The following is a 21,737-nucleotide window of genomic DNA, read 5'->3' as shown; positions in this document are numbered from 1 at the left end:
CACCTCATACTTAATTAATAATTCTATGGTACTCAAAAAGACGTCTACGAAGTAGACGTCCAGTTATTTAATGCTTACGATGTGAAGCTTTTTCTCTGGACTCATCTCCACAAAAAAAGAAACTGACGACCGCCAGTTCCTCAACAACTATTTATTAATCAACGTACTATCACGATCCGTCCCGAACCATTTCATATCAATCTTGTGAAGTTCACCATTCTTCGCAAGTTTATCGAGGCCAGCATCAATTTTTTGCTTCAGCTCGGTGTCACCTTTTCTCATCCCGACACCATAATATTCAGATGGGAATTCACTGGGAATGCTTTGATAACTTGCGCGATTCTTTTGGTGACCAATGTAATAACCTGCATAAATACTATCAATCAGCAAGCCTTGAATTCGGTTCGCATTCAAATCAATAAAGGCTTCAGTAAACGAATCATACAAGATCGGAGAGTGCCCTTTGATCCGATCTTTAAGCAATTTAGGTTGATTATCGATATCCATTGCGCCAGCCGATCCTGCTTGAACCCCCGCAACCTTGTCTTTCATGTCTGCAAAGCGGGTGATGTGGTTTTTCTTATTAGATATCAAAACCTGCTCATTCTTTAGATAAGGCTTACTAAAAGTTAATTTCTTTTCCCGTTGCGGATTGATTGAGAAACCATTCCAGATAAGGTCAATCGTGCCATTCCGGAGTTCCGTGACGTTCATTGACCAATCAATTGGTTGAAAATCAACCTTGATGCCATACAGTTTAAAGACGGCTCTGGCTAGGTCAACATCATAGCCAACAACCTTGCCACTTTTCGTTTGAAATCCCATTGGCACGAAGCTGTCATCCAATCCGACCACGATTTTCTTTTGTTTGGACACAACTGACCAAGTGTCAGGATTAGTATTCATCTTTTGTCGATTTTCATAACGACAACCTGATAATCCCAAAACAATCAGCAGAAGGACGATGATCAGTGGACTTCGTTTTAAAAGTTTTGACATAAACATCCTTCTTTCTAATCGATTTGCTCCACCCGTTTGATTTCGTCAGCGACATTTTGGGCGAAATCCATATCATGGGTAACCACAATCTGAGTCATCTGTTGTTTCTTTAAGCCTAAAATAATTTCGGCAACTTCATCTCTCAAGGCTGGGTCCAAGGCTGATGTAGGTTCATCATAACAAAGAATTTTAGGATTCATTGCCAAAGCCCGAACAATGGCAACCCGTTGCTTTTGGCCACCGGATAATTGGAACGGATATAAGTCTTCTTTACCTTCCAACCCCAATCTAGCCAACAGCTCGCGAGCTGTTTTCTGAACTTCAGCCAACGGTAACTTTTTGACCATCGTCGGGGCCAGTGTGATATTGCCCATCACGGTCAAGTTGGGAAACAGTTGGTAATCTTGGAAAACAACGCCAATAATCGTTTCTTTTTGATCCGTGTTGGTCGGATCAAACTGGGTCCCATTCCAGAAAAACTGTCCTTGGTTCACCGACTCTAGTCCAGTGATGCATCGCAATAGCGTCGTTTTCCCAGCTCCAGAGGGTCCAACGATTGCCATGATTTCATTATCTTTGACAGTCATCGAGAGGTCATCAATCACAGTCTTGGTGCCGAACTTTTTCGTTAAGTCTTTGATTTCTAACATTTAAATTCCCTCCTCAAGTTATTGCCAAACATTTTCGCGTTTTTCAATCATTTTCAAAACAATCGTGCAAACTGCTGTAAGTGCCAAGTAAATGATCCCAACTAAGATCAGAGGCAGCAGAGTGACATCCCTTGCAGTTGCAACATTTCCGGCTCTCAACAGGTCGCCCAAACCAATAACGTAAACTAATGAGGAATCCTTCACCAAATTGATAACTTCATTTCCAATTGATGGTAAGACAATCTTGAAAACTTGAGGGATTACAATCTTGCGGATGGTCTGGCCATAACTCAATCGGAGAACTCGAGCACTTTCAAATTGACCCTTTGGAACAGATTGGAAACCACCACGGAAAATTTCACCAAAATAAGCAGTGTAATTAAGGATAAAAGCAAACAAGGCGGCATCATAACGTTGGAAAATAATTCCTAAAATTGGTAATCCATAAAATACAAAAATCAATTGCAATAACAACGGCGTCCCACGCATTAGCCAAACATAAATATTTAGCAGCCAAACCAACGGCTTGAATTTTTGGATCAACCCCAAGCCAACCAAGGCACCCAATGGAATTGAGGCAATTAATGTCCAAAAGAAGATCAATAACGTCATTTTGGTACCTGATAACAATGCTGGTAAAATTTGTTCGATATATTGAATCATTTGACATTCCTCCAATAAAAAAGTCCCCTCGAGAAATTAATCTCAAGAGGACGATGGTTTTCGCGGTTCCACCTCAGTTTGCAACAACTTCACAGTTGCCGTCTCACGGGGTTTAGTATTAATCATAAAAAAATCCTCTTAAGCCAACAAAATGACTTAAGAGGACGATTGTGATCGTGGTTCCACCTCAATTTCGTCTCCCACTCGTGTGAAAGACCTCAATGAGTTTAATACTAAACTCCAGCAATAACGCGCTTACCGCTTTTTCCTACTCAATTCAGAAAAACGACTCCCAGACGTGAGGCAAATTGGTTAGTTGCTTAACTTCCACCTTGATAAGCTCTCTGTAAACTAATCCAATTCACGGTTCTGATCACAGTCTTTAATACTCTTTAATTAATTAAAACTCATGATAAACGTTTTGTTAGATATCGTCAAGTTGTTTTCAGCTTTTCTTGAACCAATGAGTGACTTTTTGCCAGAACGTTGGCTTAACTTCATCCTTAAGCTCCATCAGAGGGACTGATTCGCCTACAAGACGTCTGGCAATATCTCGATAACCTTGACCGGCAGGATTTTCTGGTTGCAAGACAACCGGTTCACCCTTGTTTGACGTGGTAATGACCGCATCATCATCTAAAACAATGCCCAACAATTCAACGCCTAGATGGTGAGTAATTTCATCCACGTCCATCACTGAACCATCCTTCATCATATGCTGCCGAATTCGGTTGATAATTAAACGCGGTTGTTCTTGTAATGGGTGTTGTTCTAGCAAGCCAACCACCCGATCGGCATCTCGGACAGCCGAAATTTCAGGGGTTGTGACAATAATTGCACTGTCTGCTCCGGCAATTGCGTTCATAAATCCCTGCTCAATTCCGGCAGGACAGTCGATCAAAATAAAGTCGAAATCCGGTTTTAGTTCATCCACAATTTCTTTGACTTGATCTTGATTCAATGCTGACTTATCAGTATTTTGAGCAGCAGGTAACAGATAAAGCAAATCGTCGAACCGTTTGTCCTTCACCAACGCCTGAGCCAACTTAGCTCGACCGGTTGCAACGTCAACAATGTCATACATAATCCGATTATCCAGACCAAGAACAACATCCAAGTTACGCAACCCAATATCAAGATCTAAGAGGCATACTTTTTTGCCAAGCATTGCCAGGGCGGTTCCAATGTTGGCAGAAGATGTGGTCTTGCCAACCCCTCCCTTACCTGAAGTTATAACGTAAGCCTTACCCATTAATGACTCCTCCTATCTGATTAAAGAACTTAGGGTTAATCTGCTTTAAGTCCTCAACGTTTCCGTAATCGAGCACGTGCAAATCATTGACGTAAATAACGGTTCCACTATTCATCTTACGCTTTGTATCGTCTAAAATCTCGAATTGTTCGCCAATTCGAACCTGTTGTGCATTATGTACATCCCCGATAATCATTTTATCTTCAAAATCGGGTGCTCCGGCTTGAATAATTCCTTTGACGTCACCAAGAACATAGATGTTACCACTGACAAGTAATTTACCGCCCTCGTGAACTTTACCCAGGAATAAGACATCGCCTTGAATATGCTCCTCTTGGCCATTTCGAATGATCCGGTCAATCACGTGGACGCTGAGTTGTTCCAACATCTGAGCAGATTGATCTTTGGTAATCACATCCGATGTTATCTTATGCACGGAAAAGTAGGGATAATCCGAAAAGATTGTCTCGATTTTTGACCGATCATCTGCAGACCATAACCGCATCCCAGTATAAATATCGAATGAAATTGTTTGCGGATGAGTTGATGCTGTTTGAGTCTTCAAGCTATTCAATAATTTTCTCAACGAAGAAAAAATATCTTCAGCATTTGAATTCTCATCCAGAACGATTTCATAACCATCCTTTGTACCCTTCAACACTGCTGCATCTTGCATGCTTTAAACCCCTCCTAGCGCCTATGAGTCCTATACAATGTCTCAATCGGAAAATACAGAATCGCTAAAAAGACAAGATTGAGAGCCAGCGTAGGTGCTAACGTATTTACCAAAAATTGTGAGACCGAAGTCGACGCTTGGCCAATGAAAGCATTCGCAACAAATCCCAAAGTTACTAATACAGTGATTCCTATGAAATAGACCAAGAAACCACTCATGAAGCTTGACGGTAATTGTTGATAGATTACCTGGCAAAGGTAGACAACCAGTGGAAAAATGAAAACGTATACGCCCAAAATGCCAGTATAATACATATCAAAAATAAACCCAATAATTGCTGCCCAGACACTTAAATGAAGCTTCTTACTATTGCCGAAAAATGCAGCTAATATCAACCACATCATCGTCAAGCACGGAACCATTGTGTTGGGATATTTGAACAAGGTACCAGACAAGATTTGACTGATAGAACCGTCCATAAAGAAAGCTAAAAATTGGCCGACAACAAAAATGATCGCGATAGGAATCTTTCGTTTCATTGATTTGCCCCCTATCACTCTCGAACTGCAACCGAAACAACTTCGATGTCGTTCAGGTTGGCAGCTGGTTTGATATAAACTTTCTTGGCTAGGCCATAATCATCTTCAGCAATCTTAGAAACCGTTCCAACATAGATACCCTTAGGAATCGTACCGCCGAGCCCGCTGGTTGAAACACGATCGCCTTTGGCCAGCTTGGCTTTAGAAGTAATGTTTCCCATGATGATCCGATTAGACTGGGAATCATACGACGTGATGATCCCATTGACCACCTTTGAATCTGATCCAACTATTTGGATAGCAAACCGGTTGGAATTTTCAGCAGTATTTGAAATCAATACCACCTTACTGTTGGTTTTGTTAACTTCGGCAATCGTTCCAATCAAGCCGGGACCTGCAATAACTGGCATATCTTTCTTGACACCTGCTGCCTGTCCCTTATTGATGATCACCTGACTTGCCCATGAAGATGGGGTTCTTGTAATCACAGCTGCATTAATCTTTTCGTAGCCGGTTAAGGTACTCCCAACATTGAGTTGACGCTTTAGTTGTTTATTTTCTCGTTCCAGCGTTTGATCCTTGACTTGTGTTTGAGCAAGCAGGTCAACCTTTGACTTAAGTCGTTGATTTTCCTGGTATGTGTTCAATAAGTTTTTAACTGAGACAAAACCGTGCTGAACCCCATTCATTGGGACAGCAACAACTCTATCCGCAAATCCAACAATGTCATTTCCGAATTGCTGGATCATTGGCGGAGTGCTCCGTTTGTTTCGAATAGCGACTGATACAGTCATCAAGCCAAAACTAATGATTAAACATACTATGACAATAACAAGCTTTCGACTGGAGAAAAATTTTTGCATAATTGCCTCCATTCGTTATTCATTAACAAACAAGCCTAACAAAAATTAGGCGTCGTTACTATTGTTTTTTCTTCATAACGTTAATACTCTTAAGTGATTCTCCAGTTCCGATCGCAACACAGTCAAGTGGATCAGTAGCAATTGAGACGGGAACTTGGGTTGCTTCAGCAATCACATCCGTGATATTTTTGAGCAATGCACCACCACCGGTCAAAACAATCCCGTGATCAATTACATCAGCGGCAATTTCGGGAGATGTTTCTTCCAAGGTTTCCTTAATCGTTGCAATAATCGCCGCAACGGATTCATTGATGGCCTTGTTAACATCAGTGCCACTAATTTCAACAGTGGTTGGCAAACCAGTAACTAAATCCCGACCACGAATAGGAACGGCTTCAATTTCTTTGGCAGCCTTAGGAGAAGCAGAACCAATATCAATTTTCAATTGTTCGGCAGTCCGTTCACCAATCAGTAAATTGTACTTTTGCCGGACATACTGAGAAATTGCCTCGTTTAATTTATCGCCAGCCATTCGAACAGACCGACTTGAAACAATTCCACCAAGTGAAATTGTGGCAACGTCAGTGGTTCCACCACCAATATCAACAACCATGCTTCCGGTCGGATCCATTACGGGCAATCCAGCACCAATTGCGGCAGCAAACGGCTCTTCAATCACGTATGCATCTCTTGCGCCGGCAACCCGAGTGGCATCGATCACTGCCCGCTTTTCAACGGCGGTAATTCCAGTTGGAACACAAACCATAACGTAAGGCTTGCCGGATGAATGACCAAGTGCCTTTTCGATGAAATATTTCATCATGGCAACGGTGGTATCATAATCAGCAATCACACCATCTTTCATTGGCCGAACTGCCTGAATACTTGCTGGCGTTCGCCCAATCATGGCCCGAGCCTCTTCTCCTACGGCAATAATTTCACCGTTTTTAGTACTCTTAGCAACCACTGAAGGTTCACGAAGCACAATGCCCTTACCTTCGACGTACACAATTGTATTTGCGGTTCCAAGATCAATTCCTATGTTTTTTTCCCCAAATCCGAACACGTTATCCATCCCTTCGTTGTCTATCATTCACAATTTTTAGTTTATTTATTATAGATTTATTGATTATTATTGTTTAACGAAACAAGTATATCATACCGTATCAAAAAATAAATGAAATCCATTTAATCAAAGACTTATTTAAGATATTATTTGGAATTCAATTTGAGGTACTCTCGAACATCGGAAATGAAGTATAAAGAACCCGTAATTAAAAGGATATCATTGGCGTTAAGCTTGGGCTTGATCGTTTCAATGGCCTGCCACCAATCCGCAATTGTCAAAATATCATCCGGCGTTTGACCCACTTTTTGCTCTAAGGCTTCAGGATCAGCCGCTTGGCGTTTTCCTGGACCGGCAAAATGAGTCAGGATGATTTCGGCATTCTCAAAAGTGGCCATTTTACGAACCATCTTATCAGCCTGCTTGTCAGCCAAAATCCCCATCAAGATATACACTTTGTGATCAGCAAAATCATTTTGGAGCATTTTGACAATCTCATCAACGGCAGAAATGTTATGGGCCCCGTCTAACACGATAGTTGGATCAGTAGAAACCCGTTCAAACCGCCCAGCCCACTGGGTATTTCCGATTCCGTCAATAATGCTCGATTCACTGACAGCTTGATCCATTACTTCTTGATAAGCTAGATAAGCTTGAATAGCCACCGCAGCGTTATCAGCTTGATAATCACCAATCAAAGTGGTTGAAAGTTTGGCGAACCGGTATTTGCCAGAATTAAAGCTAAATGACTGCAACCAATCATGCTCTTTTAATGCAGCGACCTTAAAACCGTCTCCTAATATTGAAATGGGACTCTTCTTTTTTCGGGCGACACCCTTGATCACTTTTAACGGCTCAGAATCGATCCGGCCAACCACCACCGGAACCCTCGGCTTAATGATGCCAGCTTTTTGATAGGCAATTTTAGGAAGGGTATCTCCTAATATATGCATGTGATCCCAGCCAATCGTCACAATCGCAGAAACCTTGGGAACGATGACATTCGTCGAATCGTATAAGCCACCCAATCCAACTTCCACAATCACAACATCCGCATGTCCTTCAGCAAAGTACGAAAACATCATGGCAGTAATGATCTCAAATTCCGTTGGGCCACCTTCCGGCAAAGTCTGATCCAACTTCTGAACAGTTGGGTAAATTTTTTGAACCAATCTGAGGATCTCCGCATCAGGTAATGGTATCCCATTAACGCTGATTCGCTCATTAAACTTGACCAAAAATGGTGACGTAAAAGTGCCAACCACGTTACCGTCGGCCTGTAAAATGTTTCGCAGAAAGGCAACTGTTGATCCTTTACCATTCGTTCCAGCAACATGGATCGCATTCACCTTTTTATCGGGAGACCCTAATTCATCTAAAAAGGTTCTCATACGTTTTAACGTGGGAATTTTTTTGAATTTACTGCGTCCATGAATAAATTTGAGTGCATCTTCATAAGTGTTAATCATCGATTTCTCCTCAAAACGAGGCTGGTGCAAAACCACCGTTTTGCTTCCAGCCTCGACATTGCATATTCCCACTTAGTCAGTAGGTTATCCAAATTTATAACTCATTTGTAATCTGCGTCAACCGTTCCTTAGCAGCATCCAATTTTGATTGATGATCAGCTTTCTTTTGCTTTTCTTCATCGACAACAGCGGAAGGAGCATTTTCAACAAATTTCTTGTTAGCCAATTTCTTATCTGAACGGGCAACCTCGGCTTCAAATTTATCAACATCTTTTTGAACCCGAACTTTTTCCTCATTCAAATCAACCAACTCGGCCAATGGAACAAAGATTGTCGCATCGGTAATCACAGCAGACATTGACAGCTTAGGTGCGTCAATTGTGGCCCCAATCTTGAGTTCCTTGCAGTGACAGAACCGATCAATGTAATCACGATTGGTTTCAAAGATTTCCTGAAGCGTTTGATTATCGGTTTGAATCAACATATCAATTGGTGAAGAGAGTGGGGCATTTGCTTCACTCCGAATATTCCGAACAGCCTTGATCAAGTCAATCAGCGACTGCATTTCATTTTCTGATTGAGCATCATCAAACTCAGCGTGGTTTTCAGGGAAGGCTGCCGTAACAAGTGATTTGCCAACATGTGGCATTTTCTGCCAAAGATACTCAGTTACAAACGGCATAATTGGCTGCAATAAGCGCAAAGTTTGATCCAAAACATAAGCTAGAATGTTTTGAGTATTCTTTTTGAGCTTAGCATCATCACTGTTCAAGGCTTCCTTACTCATCTCAATATACCAGTCACAGAAATCAAACCAGATGAAATCATAAAGTGCCCGATCAGCTTCACCAAAATTATACTTTTCAAACTGTTCATTAACCTTGTTAACAGTCGCATTTAATCGGCTTAAAATCCAACGATCAGATAATTGCCATTCAGATTTGTCAGGAAGCGTTGGTTGATCAATGCCATCCAAATTCATGATAACATAGCGGCTTGCATTCCAAATCTTGTTGATGAAGTTCCAAGCGGAATCCATCTTATCGTAAGTGAACTTGAGGTCTTGTCCGGGCGTGCCACCATTTGATAAGAACCACCTGAGAGCATCAGCACCATACTTATCAATGACATCCATTGGATCAATGCCGTTTCCAAGCGATTTGGACATCTTCCGGCCTTGGGAATCGCGAATCAATCCGTGAAGGAGGACATCTTTAAAGGGTCGACGTTTCGTGAATTCTAAGCTTTGGAAAATCATCCGAGAAACCCAGAAGAAAATGATGTCATAACCGGTGACCAACGTATCGGTCGGGAAATAACGTTTAAAGTCTTCAGTATCTTCAGGCCAACCCATGGTTGAAAATGGCCACAATGCTGATGAGAACCAGGTATCCAAAACATCTGGATCTTGTTGCCAATTCTCAGAATCTTTTGGAGCTTCCATACCAACATAGGTTTCCCCAGTTTTTTTGTTATACCAGGCAGGAATCCGATGCCCCCACCACAGTTGACGGGAAATAACCCAGTCATGAACGTTTTCCATCCAAGTTTCAAACGTCCCTTCAAACCGGTCTGGGAAGAAGTTAACCTTGTCGTCTGTATTTTGGTTTTTCAGCGCTTGTTCTGCCAATGGCTTCATCTTCACAAACCACTGAGTCGATAAACGGGCCTCAACCTGAACCCCAGTTCGCTCAGAATGACCAACGGAATGGACAATCGGATCGATGGCAATCATTAGATCCTGATCCTGAAGGTCTTTCACCATCGCCTTTCGAGCGGTAAAACGATCCATGCCTTCGTACTTACCAGCATTTTCGTTCAGGGTTGCATCTTCATTCATCGTGTTGATCCGGGGTAAGTCGTGCCGATTACCCACTTTGAAGTCATTTGGATCATGGGCTGGCGTAATCTTAACCATCCCAGTTCCGAAATCAGGGTCAACGTATTGATCGGCAATAATTGGTACTTCCCGGTTAATCAGTGGGACGAGCACCTTTTTACCAACCAAGTCCTTATAACGTTCATCGCTCGGGTTAACCGCAACGGCAGTATCACCCATCATCGTTTCGGGACGGGTGGTTGCAATCTCGATATAATCTTTACCATTAAATTTTGTGCCATCAGTAAATGGATATTTAACGTGATAGAAGGCACCTTTATCGTCTTTATGAATAACCTCAATATCAGACAATGCAGTCCGGGCTTGAGGATCCCAGTTAATGATATACTCGCCACGGTAAATTAACCCTTTGTTGTAAAGGTCCACAAATACACGGCGAACGGCTTTGGATAATCCCTTATCCAAAGTAAAGCGTTCACGACTATAATCCAAGGAGAGGCCTAACTTAGCCCACTGTTCCTTGATAGTCGCAGCAAAGTCATCCTTCCATTCCCAAACCTTTTCAATAAACTTTTCTCGACCTAAGTCATAACGGGAAATTCCTTGTTCACGTAATTTTGCTTCAACTTTGGCTTGGGTGGCAATACCGGCATGATCCATTCCTGGTAACCAGAGGGTGTCATAACCCTGCATTCGCTTCCGCCGAATAATCATATCCTGCAAAGTTGTGTCCCAGGCATGGCCAAGATGCAACTTTCCAGTAACATTTGGTGGTGGTAAAACAATTGAAAATGGTTTCGCTTTCTTATCCCCACTTGGTTTGAATACCCCTTCGTCCAACCATTCGTTATATCTGCCCTTTTCAATGGCGGTTGGATCATATTTAGTTGACATTTCTGTTTGTTCAGTTGATCGCTTGTCGTTTGTTTCTGCCATGTTGTTACCCCTTTCTTGGTCTCTTGATATCTTATGTAACAAAAAAACACTTCATCCTACAATTAGGACGAAGCGTTCGCGGTACCACCTAAATTGGGCAATTATGCCCCACTTAATGATCATGTTAACGGTCGATTAACCGACCCGCCCTCAAAATTCGAACGGGTAGCTTGCAAGTTACTTTCACGGAACAATCAGTAAAAATCTCTCATCAACGATTTTCTTTCTGAAACTGAATTGTGAGCTACTCTCTTGCTCAATGCTTTAATTTAACTCTAATCTTACCGAACTATTGACTAATCGTCAACACGCTTGGCAATTTTTCCTAAAGCGTCCAGTGCATCTTGATAATCTGGTTCATCGCCAATTTCTGGTACGATTTGTCGGTAAACAATCTTACCAGTTGCATCCGTGATGAAAATGGTTCGAGCCAGTGCGCCAAAGTTAGGTAAGTACAACTTCATTGCGTAACCTAATGAAAGATTTTCATCAGACAACATTTGTAAATTCTCGACACCTTGAGCAGCACACCAATCTTTTTGTTGAGCCACTGTGTTATTTGAAACAGTCAAAAAGTTAACATCAGGATATTTGTCAGCCTCTTGATTGAATTTACGGGTCTCAACTGAACAAACTGGTGTGTCAATATCTGGCACAGTTGATAGCAATGTGATCCGGCCAATAATGTCGGCTGTTTTCACTTTATTACCATTGGCATCTTCCAGCTTAAACTTCGGCAACTGTTCACCAACTTCCGGTGGGTTGCCATACATATCTTCTTCTTTACCATTTATCGTGACTTGCATCAAGAACACTCCTTTGATGGTTAACTAATCTTACTGACTAATGTAGCCCAATCATCGCTAATGCGCAAGTATCTAAAATAATTATAGCAGTTCAGCAAAGACATCTTGATCTTGGTTCATGAACTCTTGCCCAGCCTTGATATCGGTAATTTGAATGCCATCGATTGCCCGTTTCATCAGACCGTCAACATCAATATAGCCTTCGAACTTCCGAGATTTTTCTAAGCTAGGACGCGTTTTGGGAGCTGGTGGTGTAAAGATCGTACAACAGTCTTCGAAAGGTAGAATGGATAAATCAAAGGTATTAATATTCTTTGAGATCTTAATAATATCTTCCTTGTCCATCGAAACCAGCGGCCGCAAAACTGGCAGTGTCGTTACGTCATTAATTGCCTGCATACTCTCCAGTGTTTGTGAAGCCACCTGACCCAAAGCTTCACCAGTGAATACACCGCTACAATGGCGATTCTGAGTAATTTTAGCAGCAATCCGCAGCATCATCCGCCGTTGGATTGTCATTAAGTAGCCCTCTGGAACCTTCTCCTTAATTGTTTCTTGCACTTCTGTAAATGGCACTTGAATAAATTGAATATTACCCGAATACTTGGCCAAAACCGAGGTCAATTGCTTGGCCTTATTAAGGGCCTGCTCACTGGTATATGGCGGACTGTAAAAATGAATCATATCAATTTTAACACCGCGCTTCATTGCCAAATAAGTAGCAACTGGGGAGTCGATTCCGCCTGAAAGCATCATTGTTGCCCGGCCCCCGGTACCAACTGGTAACCCACCGGCACCATGAATAATTTCTGAGGAAATGAAGGCACCATTCATCCGAATCTCGACGCGAATTGAAATGTCTGGATGCTTGACGTCAACAGAAATCCCATCAATATTTGACAGTACATGATCACCTAAAATATTGTTAATCTGATTGGTATCATATTCAAAGCTCTTATCTTGTCTGCGGGTATTAATTTTGAATGTTGCCCCGGGTGTGTACTGTTCTTGGGCCATTTGGACGACTGTCTTTTTAATCACATCCATGTCCTTATCGATCTGGATAGAAGGATAAAAGTTTTCAATTCCAAACACCCCTTGAAGGGCGGCAATCACTTGCTTGTCATTTTCATCATGTAACGCAACGTGCAGTCGATCTCGTTGTGCTTTGACTTCCAATGTTGAGAATGGATGCAAAACGGCCCGAACGTTTCTACCAAGCTGTTTGATAAAGTCTTTTCGATTCTTACCCTTGGTTGAAAGTTCTCCGTAACGAACCATAATTTCTGTATAGTGCATAGCTGCTCCTAACTTAATTTGTCAAATTCTTCATACAACTGATCAAATACTTTAATGAATTGTTTGGCTTCTTCGAGAGTGTTCTGGTCACCTAGTGAAATTCTGACAGCACTAGTGGCAATATTTTCTGGAACATTCATGGCATTTAAAGTACCGGATTCATCATGACTCTTCGACGAACAAGCACTCGTGGTTGAGATAAAAATATTGTACTTCTCAAACGCATGCACGATTGTTTCACCGCGGACACCCTTGATTGCAAAACACAAAATGTGGGGAGCAAAGGTCGCATCATTCTTTGAAAAAATGACGACTTTATCAAATTGACTAATGTGATCGATGATAAGTTGCTTGATTTGCCGTTCTATCTTAATGGCAGCCGGCTCCTTTTCCAATACAAGCCGAACTGCCTTAGCCATGGCAGCGATTCCGGGTAAATTCTCAGTTCCTGAACGCTGATTCTTTTCCTGACCACCACCATTCATAAGTGGGGCGATCCGTCGACCTCGGCGACCGTAAATGAAGCCCGTTCCCCGTGGTGCGTGAAATTTGTGCCCGGAAAAGGCAACAAAATCCACGCGATCGTTAAAGATCATCTCTTGAATCCCTTTAGCCAAGCCTTGGACAGCATCAATGTGAAAATGAATCTTTGGATAATTTTTCAATAATTCACCAGCGGCTTGGATGGGCTCAATCGTGCCAATTTCATTATTAATAGCCATAATAGAGACCAAAATTGTGTCGGGACGAATTGCCTGCTTCAAGTCGTCAATTGAAACGCGACCATTTTTATCAACTGGCAAATACGTAATCTCATAACCCAATTGCTTCAGCTGTTCCATTGAATTATGAACAGCTGCATGTTCAACAGAAGTGGTAATGATATGTTTTCCGAATTCCCGCTTAGCAATTGCCGTTCCTTTAATCACCCAATTGTCGCCTTCAGTGCCACCACTCGTGAAATAGATTTCATCTGAATGGACATGCAATAAATCAGCGATTTGCTTCCGGGATTGTTCAAGCAGATTAAATGCCTGTTCACCAAAATTGTGAAGGCTGGAGGGATTCCCCCAAACTTTCTCACTCACCTTATTGTATGTGTCAAGTACTTCTGGCAGTGCTTGGGTTGTTGCACTATTGTCAAAATAAATCATTTGAAACCTTCTTCTCTAATTTATTGGTTCGACTCCAACAAATATAACTCTCATGATGATACACCCAAAGTGGGCTCGGAACAAGCCAGGTGTGCCCTAACTTTTAGCAATTATCAGTAATCATCATGATATTGGAAACAAAAAAAGACCTCCTGGCAAATCAACCTTTTACCAGGGGTCCTCATATCCAAATCATCGATGTTAATGATCGTCCCTTTTCTTTGTCGATCCAACCCGCTTTTTAGCCGCAAAATAGTCGTCCCGAATCTTCGTAAACATCCCAGATGACTGTTTTTCAAGCGCTTTTGAAATCGTATCCAAACTCTTTTGATAGTCATACTTCTGATCAAAATAGAGTTGGGCCTGCTTGCTGGCAGAGGCGATTTCTGGACTAGAGCTGACAAACCGATTAGCATACTGAATGGTCTGTTCAGCCAATGTTGCATCATCAATCAGCTTATTTGTCTTATCGTCCAACGTATCCATGTCTGACCGAATAATGATCACTTGCTTGGAAATATCATCCATGTCAATTTGTGGCTGGCTCATTGCATCATTTAAATGATTGATTTCCCGAACAACTGCCGCAAAGGCGTCTTGGTAGTCGTCAGAAAGTCCTGGCAAATTATGATTGTCAATCCGCCGCTTTTTGTTGCGCATTTCCAGATCAAATTTGGCAAGTGAGCTACGGGCCTGCTTTTCTTTGCCTGGCAATTGAATTGTTGACTGAAATAACTGTTTCTGTAAGGCTTCAATTTGGCCAAGATCTTTCATCATTTTTTGTTGCTCTTGATAGATCACTGAAAAAACAGCTTGACTGGTCTTGATTGCCTGAGTCTGCTTGGCATATTGCTTTTCAATTATGGCAATCTGTTGGTCATACTGATGATTATTCTCAATTTCTTGGTGATTCAACACGTAACTTTTATTCAAACTTTCCAGTCGGAGTGCCAAGTCGCTATTTTGCTTGCGGACATGCGCAATGTATTCGCCAATCACTTTGGTATTCTTCTCAACGTGTGGCCGGGCTTTTAGTTCAAGATCCAACGCGTCATATAAGTGATCAATTGAATCGGCAATATCATCAACTGACTTAGCAACAACATCTACGTCAAGATTCTCCAACTGTTTGAGGCTCGTTTTAATCTGCGTACGAACCCGCTCGATTGTCTGTGGGAAGTTATCCTTTGGAAAGTTGTAATGTTTAGTCTTTAACTCGTGATAACCGGTTTGAATTTCTTGCAGTTGATCGTTGAATTCTTTGGTCAACATGGAATTCAGCTTTGGAATCCGTTCCATATAAGATTCTAGCTTTGAGGTCGAAGCATTTAAATCAGATAAGACTTCCTCAGCACTGTTGGGATCCCCACTTTTAGTCAGTTGAGTAAATTCATCAAACGTCCCTTCAATATCAGCAAGTGTCTTTTCCAAATGATCGATACTGGTCCCAAATGATTCATTTTTGTTCAGCAGTTCTTCGCGAAGTCGCTTATATTTTTTCTCAAGCTCTTCAAGTGCCAGATAATGCTGCTTGTTAAGATCATATAACTGGGCTAAGCCAGCCTGAATTTCTTTTAATTCGGAATTAGCGTCTTCAATCGCTTGGTTGGCGTTTTGCCAGTCATTTCTGGTCTTGATAAAATTAATCCCTTTGCCATCATCTTTAACCTCAGCAATCCCCTCATCAATGCTGGGTAATAGTTGATTCTTGTAATGTTGGTATTTGTTGTACAATTGATCATATTTTTTTTGCGATTCACCCGTTAAGTTAAGCTTTTTAGCAAGGGCAAATTCATCATCCAGCGGAATCTTATTCAGATCTCGTTTGTTCTCATAAACGTCCGTTGCCATCTTGATTGTTCGTCGTTGATAAAATACAAATCCAAGATAACAAGCCCCAACCACCACAATAATTCCAATCAGCAAAGTAAGCATTCGATCCCATCCTTCAGAAATAAAGATATTAAATGACCATTAATATGGAAAAAATCCACAAAACAATATATTATGTATTAATAATTAATTAAAAGTGATCTAACCTGAATTATATCATAGTAGATACGTTTCACCAGATTTTTTTAAAGTGAGGAAGGAACTTATGCAAAAAACAACTAATTTACTGAATCAGCAACTGGATGCGTTATTAACCGGCGAAACGGATTTGACTGCCAACATGGCCAATGCGTCAGCTCTCCTAAATCAGTCACTCACAGACATTAATTGGGCCGGCTTTTATCGATATATGCCAGCCAACGATGAATTAATCCTGGGTCCCTTCCAAGGTAACGTTGCCTGCATGCACATTAAAATGGCAGTGGTGTTTGTGGAGCAGCATTAACTCAGAAAAAACCATTACGAGTGGCTGATGTGCATCAATTTGCAGGCCACATTGCCTGTGATGCCAACTCACGTTCAGAAATCGTCGTCCCGTTATTTAAAAATAAGCAGCCAATTGGCGTGTTGGATATCGATTCTCCCATCGTCAACCGTTTCATTGGGGATGACGAAGAGATGCTCGCCGAATTTGCTGAGATATTCGTTAAACATGTTGACTTAGGATAGAATTCTTTATACAATGGTGTTTGTGTAAAATAACGCAGCAGTAGACGGTAAGCTCGTCAACATGTTGTTGCCATTTAATTGGTTCTGCAAGTAACTCAATCGGCTGCTTGAGCGAAAGAGCAAAGCAACATGCACGAATACTAAGTTTGCAACGGCTTATTTTACTCCAAAAAAATATTGGAGGATTACTTATGTCTAGATATACAGGTCCAAGTTGGAGAATTTCACGTCGTTTAGGAGTATCTTTATCAGGTACTGGTAAGGAACTCGATCGTCGTCCTTATGCTCCTGGTGATCACGGTCAAGGCCGTCGTTCAAAGCTTTCAGAATATGGTTTACAATTACACGAAAAGCAAAAATTACGTTACATGTACGGACTTACTGAACGTCAATTCAGTAACTTATTCGTTCGTGCCGGTAAAATTCGTGAAGGTAAGCATGGTGTTAACTTTATGATTATGCTTGAAGAACGTTTGGATAACATGGTTTACCGTTTGGGTATGGCTACAACTCGTCGCCAAGCTCGTCAACTTGTAAATCATGGTCACATCACCGTTGATGGCAAGCGTGTTGATATTCCATCATACGAAGTTAAACCTGGTCAAGTAATCTCTGTTCGTGAGAAGTCTAAAGATCTCCAAGTTATCAAGGATGCTGTTGAAGCTGTTGTGGGTCGTCCACAATACGTTAGCTTCGATGCTGATAAGCTTGAAGGCTCATTAGTTCGTCTCCCACAACGAGAAGAACTTGATGCTGAAATCGATGAATCACTTATTGTTGAATACTACAACAAGTTGGGTTAATTCATCACCAAGCGTTTTGCGATTGCAAAGCGCTTTTTTTATGCCCTCTTTTACTGATATAATGGTTAAGAGTCATCTTTGTTATCACTTAGGAGGTATCTTATGCAACAACCGTTAGCCTATCGAATGCGGCCAACTAAAATTGAAGATATCGTCGGTCAACAGGATTTAGTTGGCCCTGGAAAAATTATCAGCCGAATGGTTAAAGCCAAAATGCTGTCCTCAATGATCTTATATGGTCCCCCGGGCACTGGAAAAACCAGTATTGCCAGCGCAATTGCCGGCTCAACTAAGTACGCATTTCGAATGCTGAACGCAGCCACAGATACCAAGAAGGATCTTCAAATCGTAGCCGAAGAGGCCAAAATGAGCGGGACCGTTGTGTTACTACTGGATGAAATTCATCGGCTCGATAAAACGAAACAGGATTTCTTATTGCCATTATTGGAAAATGGTTCAATCATCCTGATTGGGGCGACAACTGAAAATCCCTATATCAATATCAATCCTGCCATTAGAAGTCGAGCTCAAATTTTTGAAGTTCATCCTCTATCTCCTGCCGATATTGAGCAGGCCCTTCATCGCGCACTGACAGACACTGACAACGGTCTCGGCAACTTCAAGGTAGAGATTGACGATGACGCGCTCAAATTCCTCTCAACGGCAACTAACGGGGATCTGCGAAGTTCGCTAAACGCACTTGAATTAGCAGTTAAGTCAACGGAACCGAATAAGGACGCTAAAATACACATCACCCGGCCAATTGTTGAAGAATGTTTGCAACGAAAAGCACTTAGTTCAGATAAAGATGGTGATGCCCACTATGATGTGATTTCTGCATTTCAAAAATCCATCCGAGGATCGGATACCGATGCGGCCCTTCACTATGCCAGCCGGTTAATTGAATCCGGTGACCTGATCTCATTAATCAGGCGGTTACTCGTCATTGCATATGAAGATGTCGGTTTGGCAAACCCTGGTGCTTGTGAGCGAACCGTTGAGGCGACCACTGCTGCAAAGCAATTAGGGCTTCCTGAAGCGCGGATCCCTCTGGCAAATGCCATCATCGAACTCTGCTTAAGCCCCAAGTCCAATTCGGCTATGACGGCGATTGACAGTGCGTTGGAAGATGTTCGTTCCGGCAACTACGGAGATGTCCCTCTCCACTTAAAGGACGCCCACTACAAGGGTGCTGCCAAATTAGGGCGTGGAGTCGAATACAAATACCCGCATGACTTTCCTAATGATTGGGTCAAGCAACAATATCTCCCAGATAAGATCAAGAATGCCCAGTACTATCGGCCAAAGAGCAATGGTCGGATTGAAACGGCTTTTAAAGAACAATACAAAAAACTACGCCAGTCTGCTGGCCGAAAATAATTTGGAGTAAAAAATGATTATTAATTTGTTAGTCGTCGTGGTTATTGTTATCGCGGCATTTATCGCCTACTATTTACTATCTCACTTGAATCAAAAATTATTTGGCATCAACGTTCGCGAGAACAAACGCATGACCTCGGCCGCAAAAACGGGTGGCATCACATTTATCATTGTTGCCATTCTGGGTGTTGTCGCCTTGTTCTGGCAAAATGATATTTTTACCTTGGTCGTGCTGCTCTGTGGGACTGCCGCCGGGACGATTTTAGAGGCAGTTATCATGAATATTATCAACCATCCCAATCGTTAGCATATTTATTTCTTTGTATTTTAGAAAAAATAACGTACAATTGAATTAAATAGATGAATGTGGGGTGGGTACAATGTTACAACAATACAAACAAATTCTAGTTCCCGTTGATGGTTCCTACGAAGCGGAGTTAGCTTTCAAAAAAGGCGTTGCAGTTGCAAAACGAAATGATGCATCACTTCACCTTGTTCACATTGTTGATACCAGGGCTTTCCAAAACATTTCCAGTTTTGATACCTCAATGGTTGAACAAGTGACTGATACTGCCAAACAAACACTAGACAAGTACATTGATGAAGCTAAACAAGCTGGCATCAAGGACGTTGACTACTCAATTGAATATGGCGCACCAAAGACTGTAATTGCACGTGATTTGCCACAGAATCTAAACATCGATTTAATCATGATCGGCGCAACTGGTTTAAATGCCGTTGAACGGTTATTGATTGGTTCAGTAACTGAGTATGTCACTAGAACCGCAATTTGTGATGTGTTAGTTGTCCGAACCGATTTGGATAATAAGCCCGCGAAGAACCCAAGTAAACGAGTTTAGGATATGAGTTGAGGTGGCCACTGTCGGTTGATTGGAGTCATGAGGATCAGCTATTTGAATTTTAATGATTCTGGTTTGACAGATAAGCCATGATTTTCAAAACACCATTCAGCAAAAAAATATCAGGCCCAAATAAGGCTGAGATTTATATCAATTTTCAATCCGTAATCATCCACTTGGATCGTCGTAGCCACCTAGATAAAAGCTGCGCCAAACGGCTGATCTCGGCCATTTAACGAAGAGGACCAACTATTCCTGATTTTGGAATAGTTGGTCCTCTTCGTTAAATTCTGAGATCAAAACGCCGATTATCGCAGTCTCATTTAATGAGTGTTGGTAATCCTTCAGTTTTAGCCAATTCCTGCTTAACTATTTCAACAATATGCGCCTGATTATGCTTAACGATTTTTTCAGACAATTCAGTATTTCCCCTTAGTTGGGAGATAAAAAATGCAGCAAATTGTTTCATGGTTCCACAGACAACCTGCCCTTTCGCATAGTAACATTTGGACTCCTGTTCAGCTAAAACATCTAATTTATAAATCAAATCAGCTTGGGTGAGTTTACCTGAAATGTCCTTAATTAATTCTAGCGCACAATCGTAATTCTCAATATCTAAATACAAGTCGATAATTCTGACATACAAGTCCACAATTGCAAACAGGTCCTGTTTTTCGTCACTCTTGAGTTTCTTTAGAATTTCGGTACTAACTTCGATATATTCTTGTGCTCGCAACGGCTTGCCTTGATTCTGATAAGCCAGACCCAGCCCTAAATTTGCCCAAGCTTGATAAAAGGTATAGTCAGTGGCTGAATATCGCGTTAACATGACGTTAAAGTTGTAAATCGCTTCATTCATATCGTCATCAATGAACAAGTTGATGTAACCAAGGTAACAAGAGTAGCGACCTCGGGATGCCTTGCTAGTTAATTTGTCAAAAGAAATTTGCTTAATGAATTGATTTGCTTTTTGAAACCGATTGTGACGCATACTTTCATCAATTAGTGAAAATAATTTGTCACCATACTCAGGATTACTGGTCACCTGCGTCAAATCCAATTTTAATCGGTCGCACACCTTACATAAAATTTCAAAACTGGAACAAGTATTCTGTGTCTCGATCCCACTGATGGTTGCTTGCGTACAAATACCTTCAGCAAGTTGAACTTGAGAGAGCCCCCTTTGCTTCCTGGCTTTTCTAATCATCGATCCGGAAATTTTCATAGTCATATCTAACTTTTACCCCCGATTTTAAGTTGATGCGCTGACTACACAACCTAGATATCATATTATATTCACATGCAGATATCAACCAAAATTTCACAATAACAGCAAAAAGTCACGACCGAAATCTGCATTGGAGAATATGGTCATTAACCACGCCGACCGCCTGCAAGTAGCTATAAACCGTAACCGGTCCAATTCGCTTCAAGCCCATTTTTTTGAAGCTATTCACAAACTGTTTAGTGAACTCGTGAAAATCTGGGACAGGATCTTCTTCCGACAACAGGTGGTCCAGTTGCATGTAATTCACAGGTTCCCACGTATTGTCAATAAACTGCTGCGAGTTTTGTTGAATCACTTTTGCATTATGAATCATCCCGGCAATTTTTGAATGGTTTCTAATGATCTTTGGATTCTCGCATAACCGGGCAACGTCTTGATCAGTCAAGCCGGCGAGATAATCAATTGAAAAGTGATGGAAGGCCTCATTCATGCCATCTTCAAATTTAAGAACCGTTTGAAATGCTAATCCGGCCTGCATCGTTTCGAGACAAAAGCCACGGAAAAGCTCATTTAACTCCTTGGTTGGTTTACCCCAAATTGTATCATGATAAATCATCAATTCTGGGCTCTTGGTCGCCCAGGCACATCGTTTTGTCATATTAAATTGCACCTCCTATATAGGAAATACGTAA

Annotated in this window: 20 protein-coding genes, 1 pseudogene and 1 other annotated feature; of the genes and pseudogenes, 5 read left to right on the top strand and 16 right to left on the bottom strand. The window is 41.6% G+C overall.

Annotation, left to right across the window (positions count from 1 at the left end):
• Nucleotides 1-147 precede the first annotated feature (147 nt).
• The 14 genes from KTE19_RS01370 to ezrA all read right to left on the bottom strand — a co-directional run bounded on the left by KTE19_RS01370 (nt 148) and on the right by ezrA (nt 16,147).
• Nucleotides 148-999, bottom strand: coding sequence for an amino acid ABC transporter substrate-binding protein (locus KTE19_RS01370; protein ID WP_217161948.1), 852 nt, complete (start codon nt 997-999; stop codon nt 148-150).
• A gap of 14 nt (nt 1,000-1,013) precedes the next feature.
• The gene (locus KTE19_RS01365; RefSeq protein WP_217161946.1) at nt 1,014-1,649 is read right to left on the bottom strand and encodes an amino acid ABC transporter ATP-binding protein; all 636 of its coding nucleotides are present in this window, start codon (nt 1,647-1,649) and stop codon (nt 1,014-1,016) included.
• An 18-nt stretch (nt 1,650-1,667) separates the two neighbouring features.
• The gene (locus KTE19_RS01360) at nt 1,668-2,312 is read right to left on the bottom strand and encodes an amino acid ABC transporter permease (protein ID WP_217161944.1); all 645 of its coding nucleotides are present in this window, start codon (nt 2,310-2,312) and stop codon (nt 1,668-1,670) included.
• Between the two features lie 445 nt (nt 2,313-2,757).
• Nucleotides 2,758-3,564 (bottom strand): septum site-determining protein MinD, encoded by an 807-nt coding sequence (gene minD / locus KTE19_RS01355; RefSeq protein ID WP_054746552.1) that lies wholly within the window; start codon nt 3,562-3,564, stop codon nt 2,758-2,760.
• The gene (locus KTE19_RS01350) at nt 3,557-4,240 is read right to left on the bottom strand and encodes a septum site-determining protein MinC (RefSeq protein WP_217161943.1); all 684 of its coding nucleotides are present in this window, start codon (nt 4,238-4,240) and stop codon (nt 3,557-3,559) included. The genes minD and KTE19_RS01350 overlap by 8 nt, the downstream gene beginning before the upstream one ends.
• Nucleotides 4,241-4,254: 14 nt before the next feature.
• Nucleotides 4,255-4,779 (bottom strand): rod shape-determining protein MreD, encoded by a 525-nt coding sequence (mreD, locus tag KTE19_RS01345; protein WP_217341435.1) that lies wholly within the window; start codon nt 4,777-4,779, stop codon nt 4,255-4,257.
• Nucleotides 4,780-4,793: 14 nt separating this feature from the next.
• The gene (gene mreC / locus KTE19_RS01340) at nt 4,794-5,642 is read right to left on the bottom strand and encodes a rod shape-determining protein MreC (RefSeq protein WP_217161939.1); all 849 of its coding nucleotides are present in this window, start codon (nt 5,640-5,642) and stop codon (nt 4,794-4,796) included.
• A 58-nt stretch (nt 5,643-5,700) separates the two neighbouring features.
• Nucleotides 5,701-6,708, bottom strand: a complete 1,008-nt coding sequence (locus KTE19_RS01335; RefSeq protein ID WP_347339388.1) for a rod shape-determining protein — start codon at nt 6,706-6,708, stop codon at nt 5,701-5,703.
• A 146-nt stretch (nt 6,709-6,854) separates the two neighbouring features.
• The gene (locus KTE19_RS01330) at nt 6,855-8,177 is read right to left on the bottom strand and encodes a bifunctional folylpolyglutamate synthase/dihydrofolate synthase (protein ID WP_217161936.1); all 1,323 of its coding nucleotides are present in this window, start codon (nt 8,175-8,177) and stop codon (nt 6,855-6,857) included.
• Nucleotides 8,178-8,271: 94 nt separating this feature from the next.
• Nucleotides 8,272-10,953 carry a valine--tRNA ligase gene (locus KTE19_RS01325; RefSeq protein WP_217161933.1) on the bottom strand — a complete coding sequence of 894 codons (2,682 nt, stop codon included), beginning with the start codon at nt 10,951-10,953 and terminating at the stop codon, nt 8,272-8,274.
• 60 nt (nt 10,954-11,013) lie between these two features.
• Nucleotides 11,014-11,222 (bottom strand) — a binding site (T-box leader).
• Between the two features lie 27 nt (nt 11,223-11,249).
• Nucleotides 11,250-11,759, bottom strand: a complete 510-nt coding sequence (gene tpx / locus KTE19_RS01320; RefSeq protein ID WP_217341433.1) for a thiol peroxidase — start codon at nt 11,757-11,759, stop codon at nt 11,250-11,252.
• 81 nt (nt 11,760-11,840) lie between these two features.
• Nucleotides 11,841-13,058 carry a tRNA uracil 4-sulfurtransferase ThiI gene (gene thiI, locus KTE19_RS01315; RefSeq protein ID WP_217341432.1) on the bottom strand — a complete coding sequence of 406 codons (1,218 nt, stop codon included), beginning with the start codon at nt 13,056-13,058 and terminating at the stop codon, nt 11,841-11,843.
• 8 nt (nt 13,059-13,066) lie between these two features.
• Complete coding sequence (locus tag KTE19_RS01310) at nt 13,067-14,212, bottom strand: cysteine desulfurase family protein (protein WP_217341431.1); 1,146 nt, start codon at nt 14,210-14,212, stop codon at nt 13,067-13,069.
• A 201-nt stretch (nt 14,213-14,413) separates the two neighbouring features.
• Nucleotides 14,414-16,147 (bottom strand): septation ring formation regulator EzrA, encoded by a 1,734-nt coding sequence (ezrA, locus tag KTE19_RS01305; protein ID WP_217341430.1) that lies wholly within the window; start codon nt 16,145-16,147, stop codon nt 14,414-14,416.
• A gap of 163 nt (nt 16,148-16,310) precedes the next feature.
• On the opposite strand from ezrA, the pseudogene KTE19_RS01300 reads away from it, so the two are divergent.
• The 5 genes and pseudogenes from KTE19_RS01300 (at nt 16,311) to KTE19_RS01280 (ending at nt 19,817) form a co-directional block, all read left to right on the top strand.
• Nucleotides 16,311-16,774, top strand: a pseudogene (locus KTE19_RS01300) (GAF domain-containing protein).
• 191 nt (nt 16,775-16,965) lie between these two features.
• Nucleotides 16,966-17,577: a 30S ribosomal protein S4 gene (gene rpsD / locus KTE19_RS01295; RefSeq protein WP_040471928.1), complete on the top strand. Its 612-nt coding sequence runs from the start codon at nt 16,966-16,968 to the stop codon at nt 17,575-17,577.
• 102 nt (nt 17,578-17,679) lie between these two features.
• Nucleotides 17,680-18,957 carry a replication-associated recombination protein A gene (locus tag KTE19_RS01290; protein WP_056982956.1) on the top strand — a complete coding sequence of 426 codons (1,278 nt, stop codon included), beginning with the start codon at nt 17,680-17,682 and terminating at the stop codon, nt 18,955-18,957.
• 13 nt (nt 18,958-18,970) lie between these two features.
• Nucleotides 18,971-19,264, top strand: coding sequence for a hypothetical protein (locus KTE19_RS01285; protein WP_217161920.1), 294 nt, complete (start codon nt 18,971-18,973; stop codon nt 19,262-19,264).
• 73 nt (nt 19,265-19,337) lie between these two features.
• Entirely contained in the window at nt 19,338-19,817 is a 480-nt protein-coding gene (locus tag KTE19_RS01280; protein ID WP_217341429.1) for a universal stress protein, read from the top strand.
• 319 nt (nt 19,818-20,136) lie between these two features.
• Here the strand turns inward: KTE19_RS01280 and KTE19_RS01275 are convergent, their stop codons facing one another.
• Complete coding sequence (locus tag KTE19_RS01275) at nt 20,137-21,048, bottom strand: helix-turn-helix domain-containing protein (RefSeq protein ID WP_217341428.1); 912 nt, start codon at nt 21,046-21,048, stop codon at nt 20,137-20,139.
• A gap of 109 nt (nt 21,049-21,157) precedes the next feature.
• On the bottom strand, nt 21,158-21,703 hold the full coding sequence (locus KTE19_RS01270) for a DNA-3-methyladenine glycosylase I (RefSeq protein ID WP_217341427.1): 546 nt from the start codon (nt 21,701-21,703) through the stop codon (nt 21,158-21,160).
• Nucleotides 21,704-21,737 lie beyond the last annotated feature (34 nt).

It is taken from the genome of Lentilactobacillus dabitei (assembly GCF_019061365.1).
GTDB classification, from domain to species: domain Bacteria; phylum Bacillota; class Bacilli; order Lactobacillales; family Lactobacillaceae; genus Lentilactobacillus; species Lentilactobacillus dabitei.
The sequence above is the reverse complement of the archived record's forward strand: the minus strand, read 5'-3'. Positions and strand labels throughout refer to the sequence as shown.

Bases quoted from the DNA above. Each gene is read 5' to 3' on its own strand.
- KTE19_RS01290 (WP_056982956.1), top strand. From the start codon at position 17,680: ATGCAACAACCGTTAGCCTATCGAATGCGGCCAACTAAAATTGAAGAT.
- KTE19_RS01325 (WP_217161933.1), bottom strand. From the start codon at position 10,953: ATGGCAGAAACAAACGACAAGCGATCAACTGAACAAACAGAAATGTCA.
- tpx (WP_217341433.1), bottom strand. From the start codon at position 11,759: ATGCAAGTCACGATAAATGGTAAAGAAGAAGATATGTATGGCAACCCA.
- KTE19_RS01350 (WP_217161943.1), bottom strand. From the start codon at position 4,240: ATGCAAGATGCAGCAGTGTTGAAGGGTACAAAGGATGGTTATGAAATC.
- KTE19_RS01310 (WP_217341431.1), bottom strand. From the start codon at position 14,212: ATGATTTATTTTGACAATAGTGCAACAACCCAAGCACTGCCAGAAGTA.
- mreD (WP_217341435.1), bottom strand. From the start codon at position 4,779: ATGAAACGAAAGATTCCTATCGCGATCATTTTTGTTGTCGGCCAATTT.
- KTE19_RS01370 (WP_217161948.1), bottom strand. From the start codon at position 999: ATGTCAAAACTTTTAAAACGAAGTCCACTGATCATCGTCCTTCTGCTG.
- KTE19_RS01365 (WP_217161946.1), bottom strand. From the start codon at position 1,649: ATGTTAGAAATCAAAGACTTAACGAAAAAGTTCGGCACCAAGACTGTG.
- KTE19_RS01280 (WP_217341429.1), top strand. From the start codon at position 19,338: ATGTTACAACAATACAAACAAATTCTAGTTCCCGTTGATGGTTCCTAC.
- KTE19_RS01270 (WP_217341427.1), bottom strand. From the start codon at position 21,703: ATGACAAAACGATGTGCCTGGGCGACCAAGAGCCCAGAATTGATGATT.
- rpsD (WP_040471928.1), top strand. From the start codon at position 16,966: ATGTCTAGATATACAGGTCCAAGTTGGAGAATTTCACGTCGTTTAGGA.
- KTE19_RS01360 (WP_217161944.1), bottom strand. From the start codon at position 2,312: ATGATTCAATATATCGAACAAATTTTACCAGCATTGTTATCAGGTACC.
- minD (WP_054746552.1), bottom strand. From the start codon at position 3,564: ATGGGTAAGGCTTACGTTATAACTTCAGGTAAGGGAGGGGTTGGCAAG.
- KTE19_RS01275 (WP_217341428.1), bottom strand. From the start codon at position 21,048: ATGACTATGAAAATTTCCGGATCGATGATTAGAAAAGCCAGGAAGCAA.
- ezrA (WP_217341430.1), bottom strand. From the start codon at position 16,147: ATGCTTACTTTGCTGATTGGAATTATTGTGGTGGTTGGGGCTTGTTAT.
- mreC (WP_217161939.1), bottom strand. From the start codon at position 5,642: ATGCAAAAATTTTTCTCCAGTCGAAAGCTTGTTATTGTCATAGTATGT.
- thiI (WP_217341432.1), bottom strand. From the start codon at position 13,058: ATGCACTATACAGAAATTATGGTTCGTTACGGAGAACTTTCAACCAAG.
- KTE19_RS01285 (WP_217161920.1), top strand. From the start codon at position 18,971: ATGATTATTAATTTGTTAGTCGTCGTGGTTATTGTTATCGCGGCATTT.
- KTE19_RS01330 (WP_217161936.1), bottom strand. From the start codon at position 8,177: ATGATTAACACTTATGAAGATGCACTCAAATTTATTCATGGACGCAGT.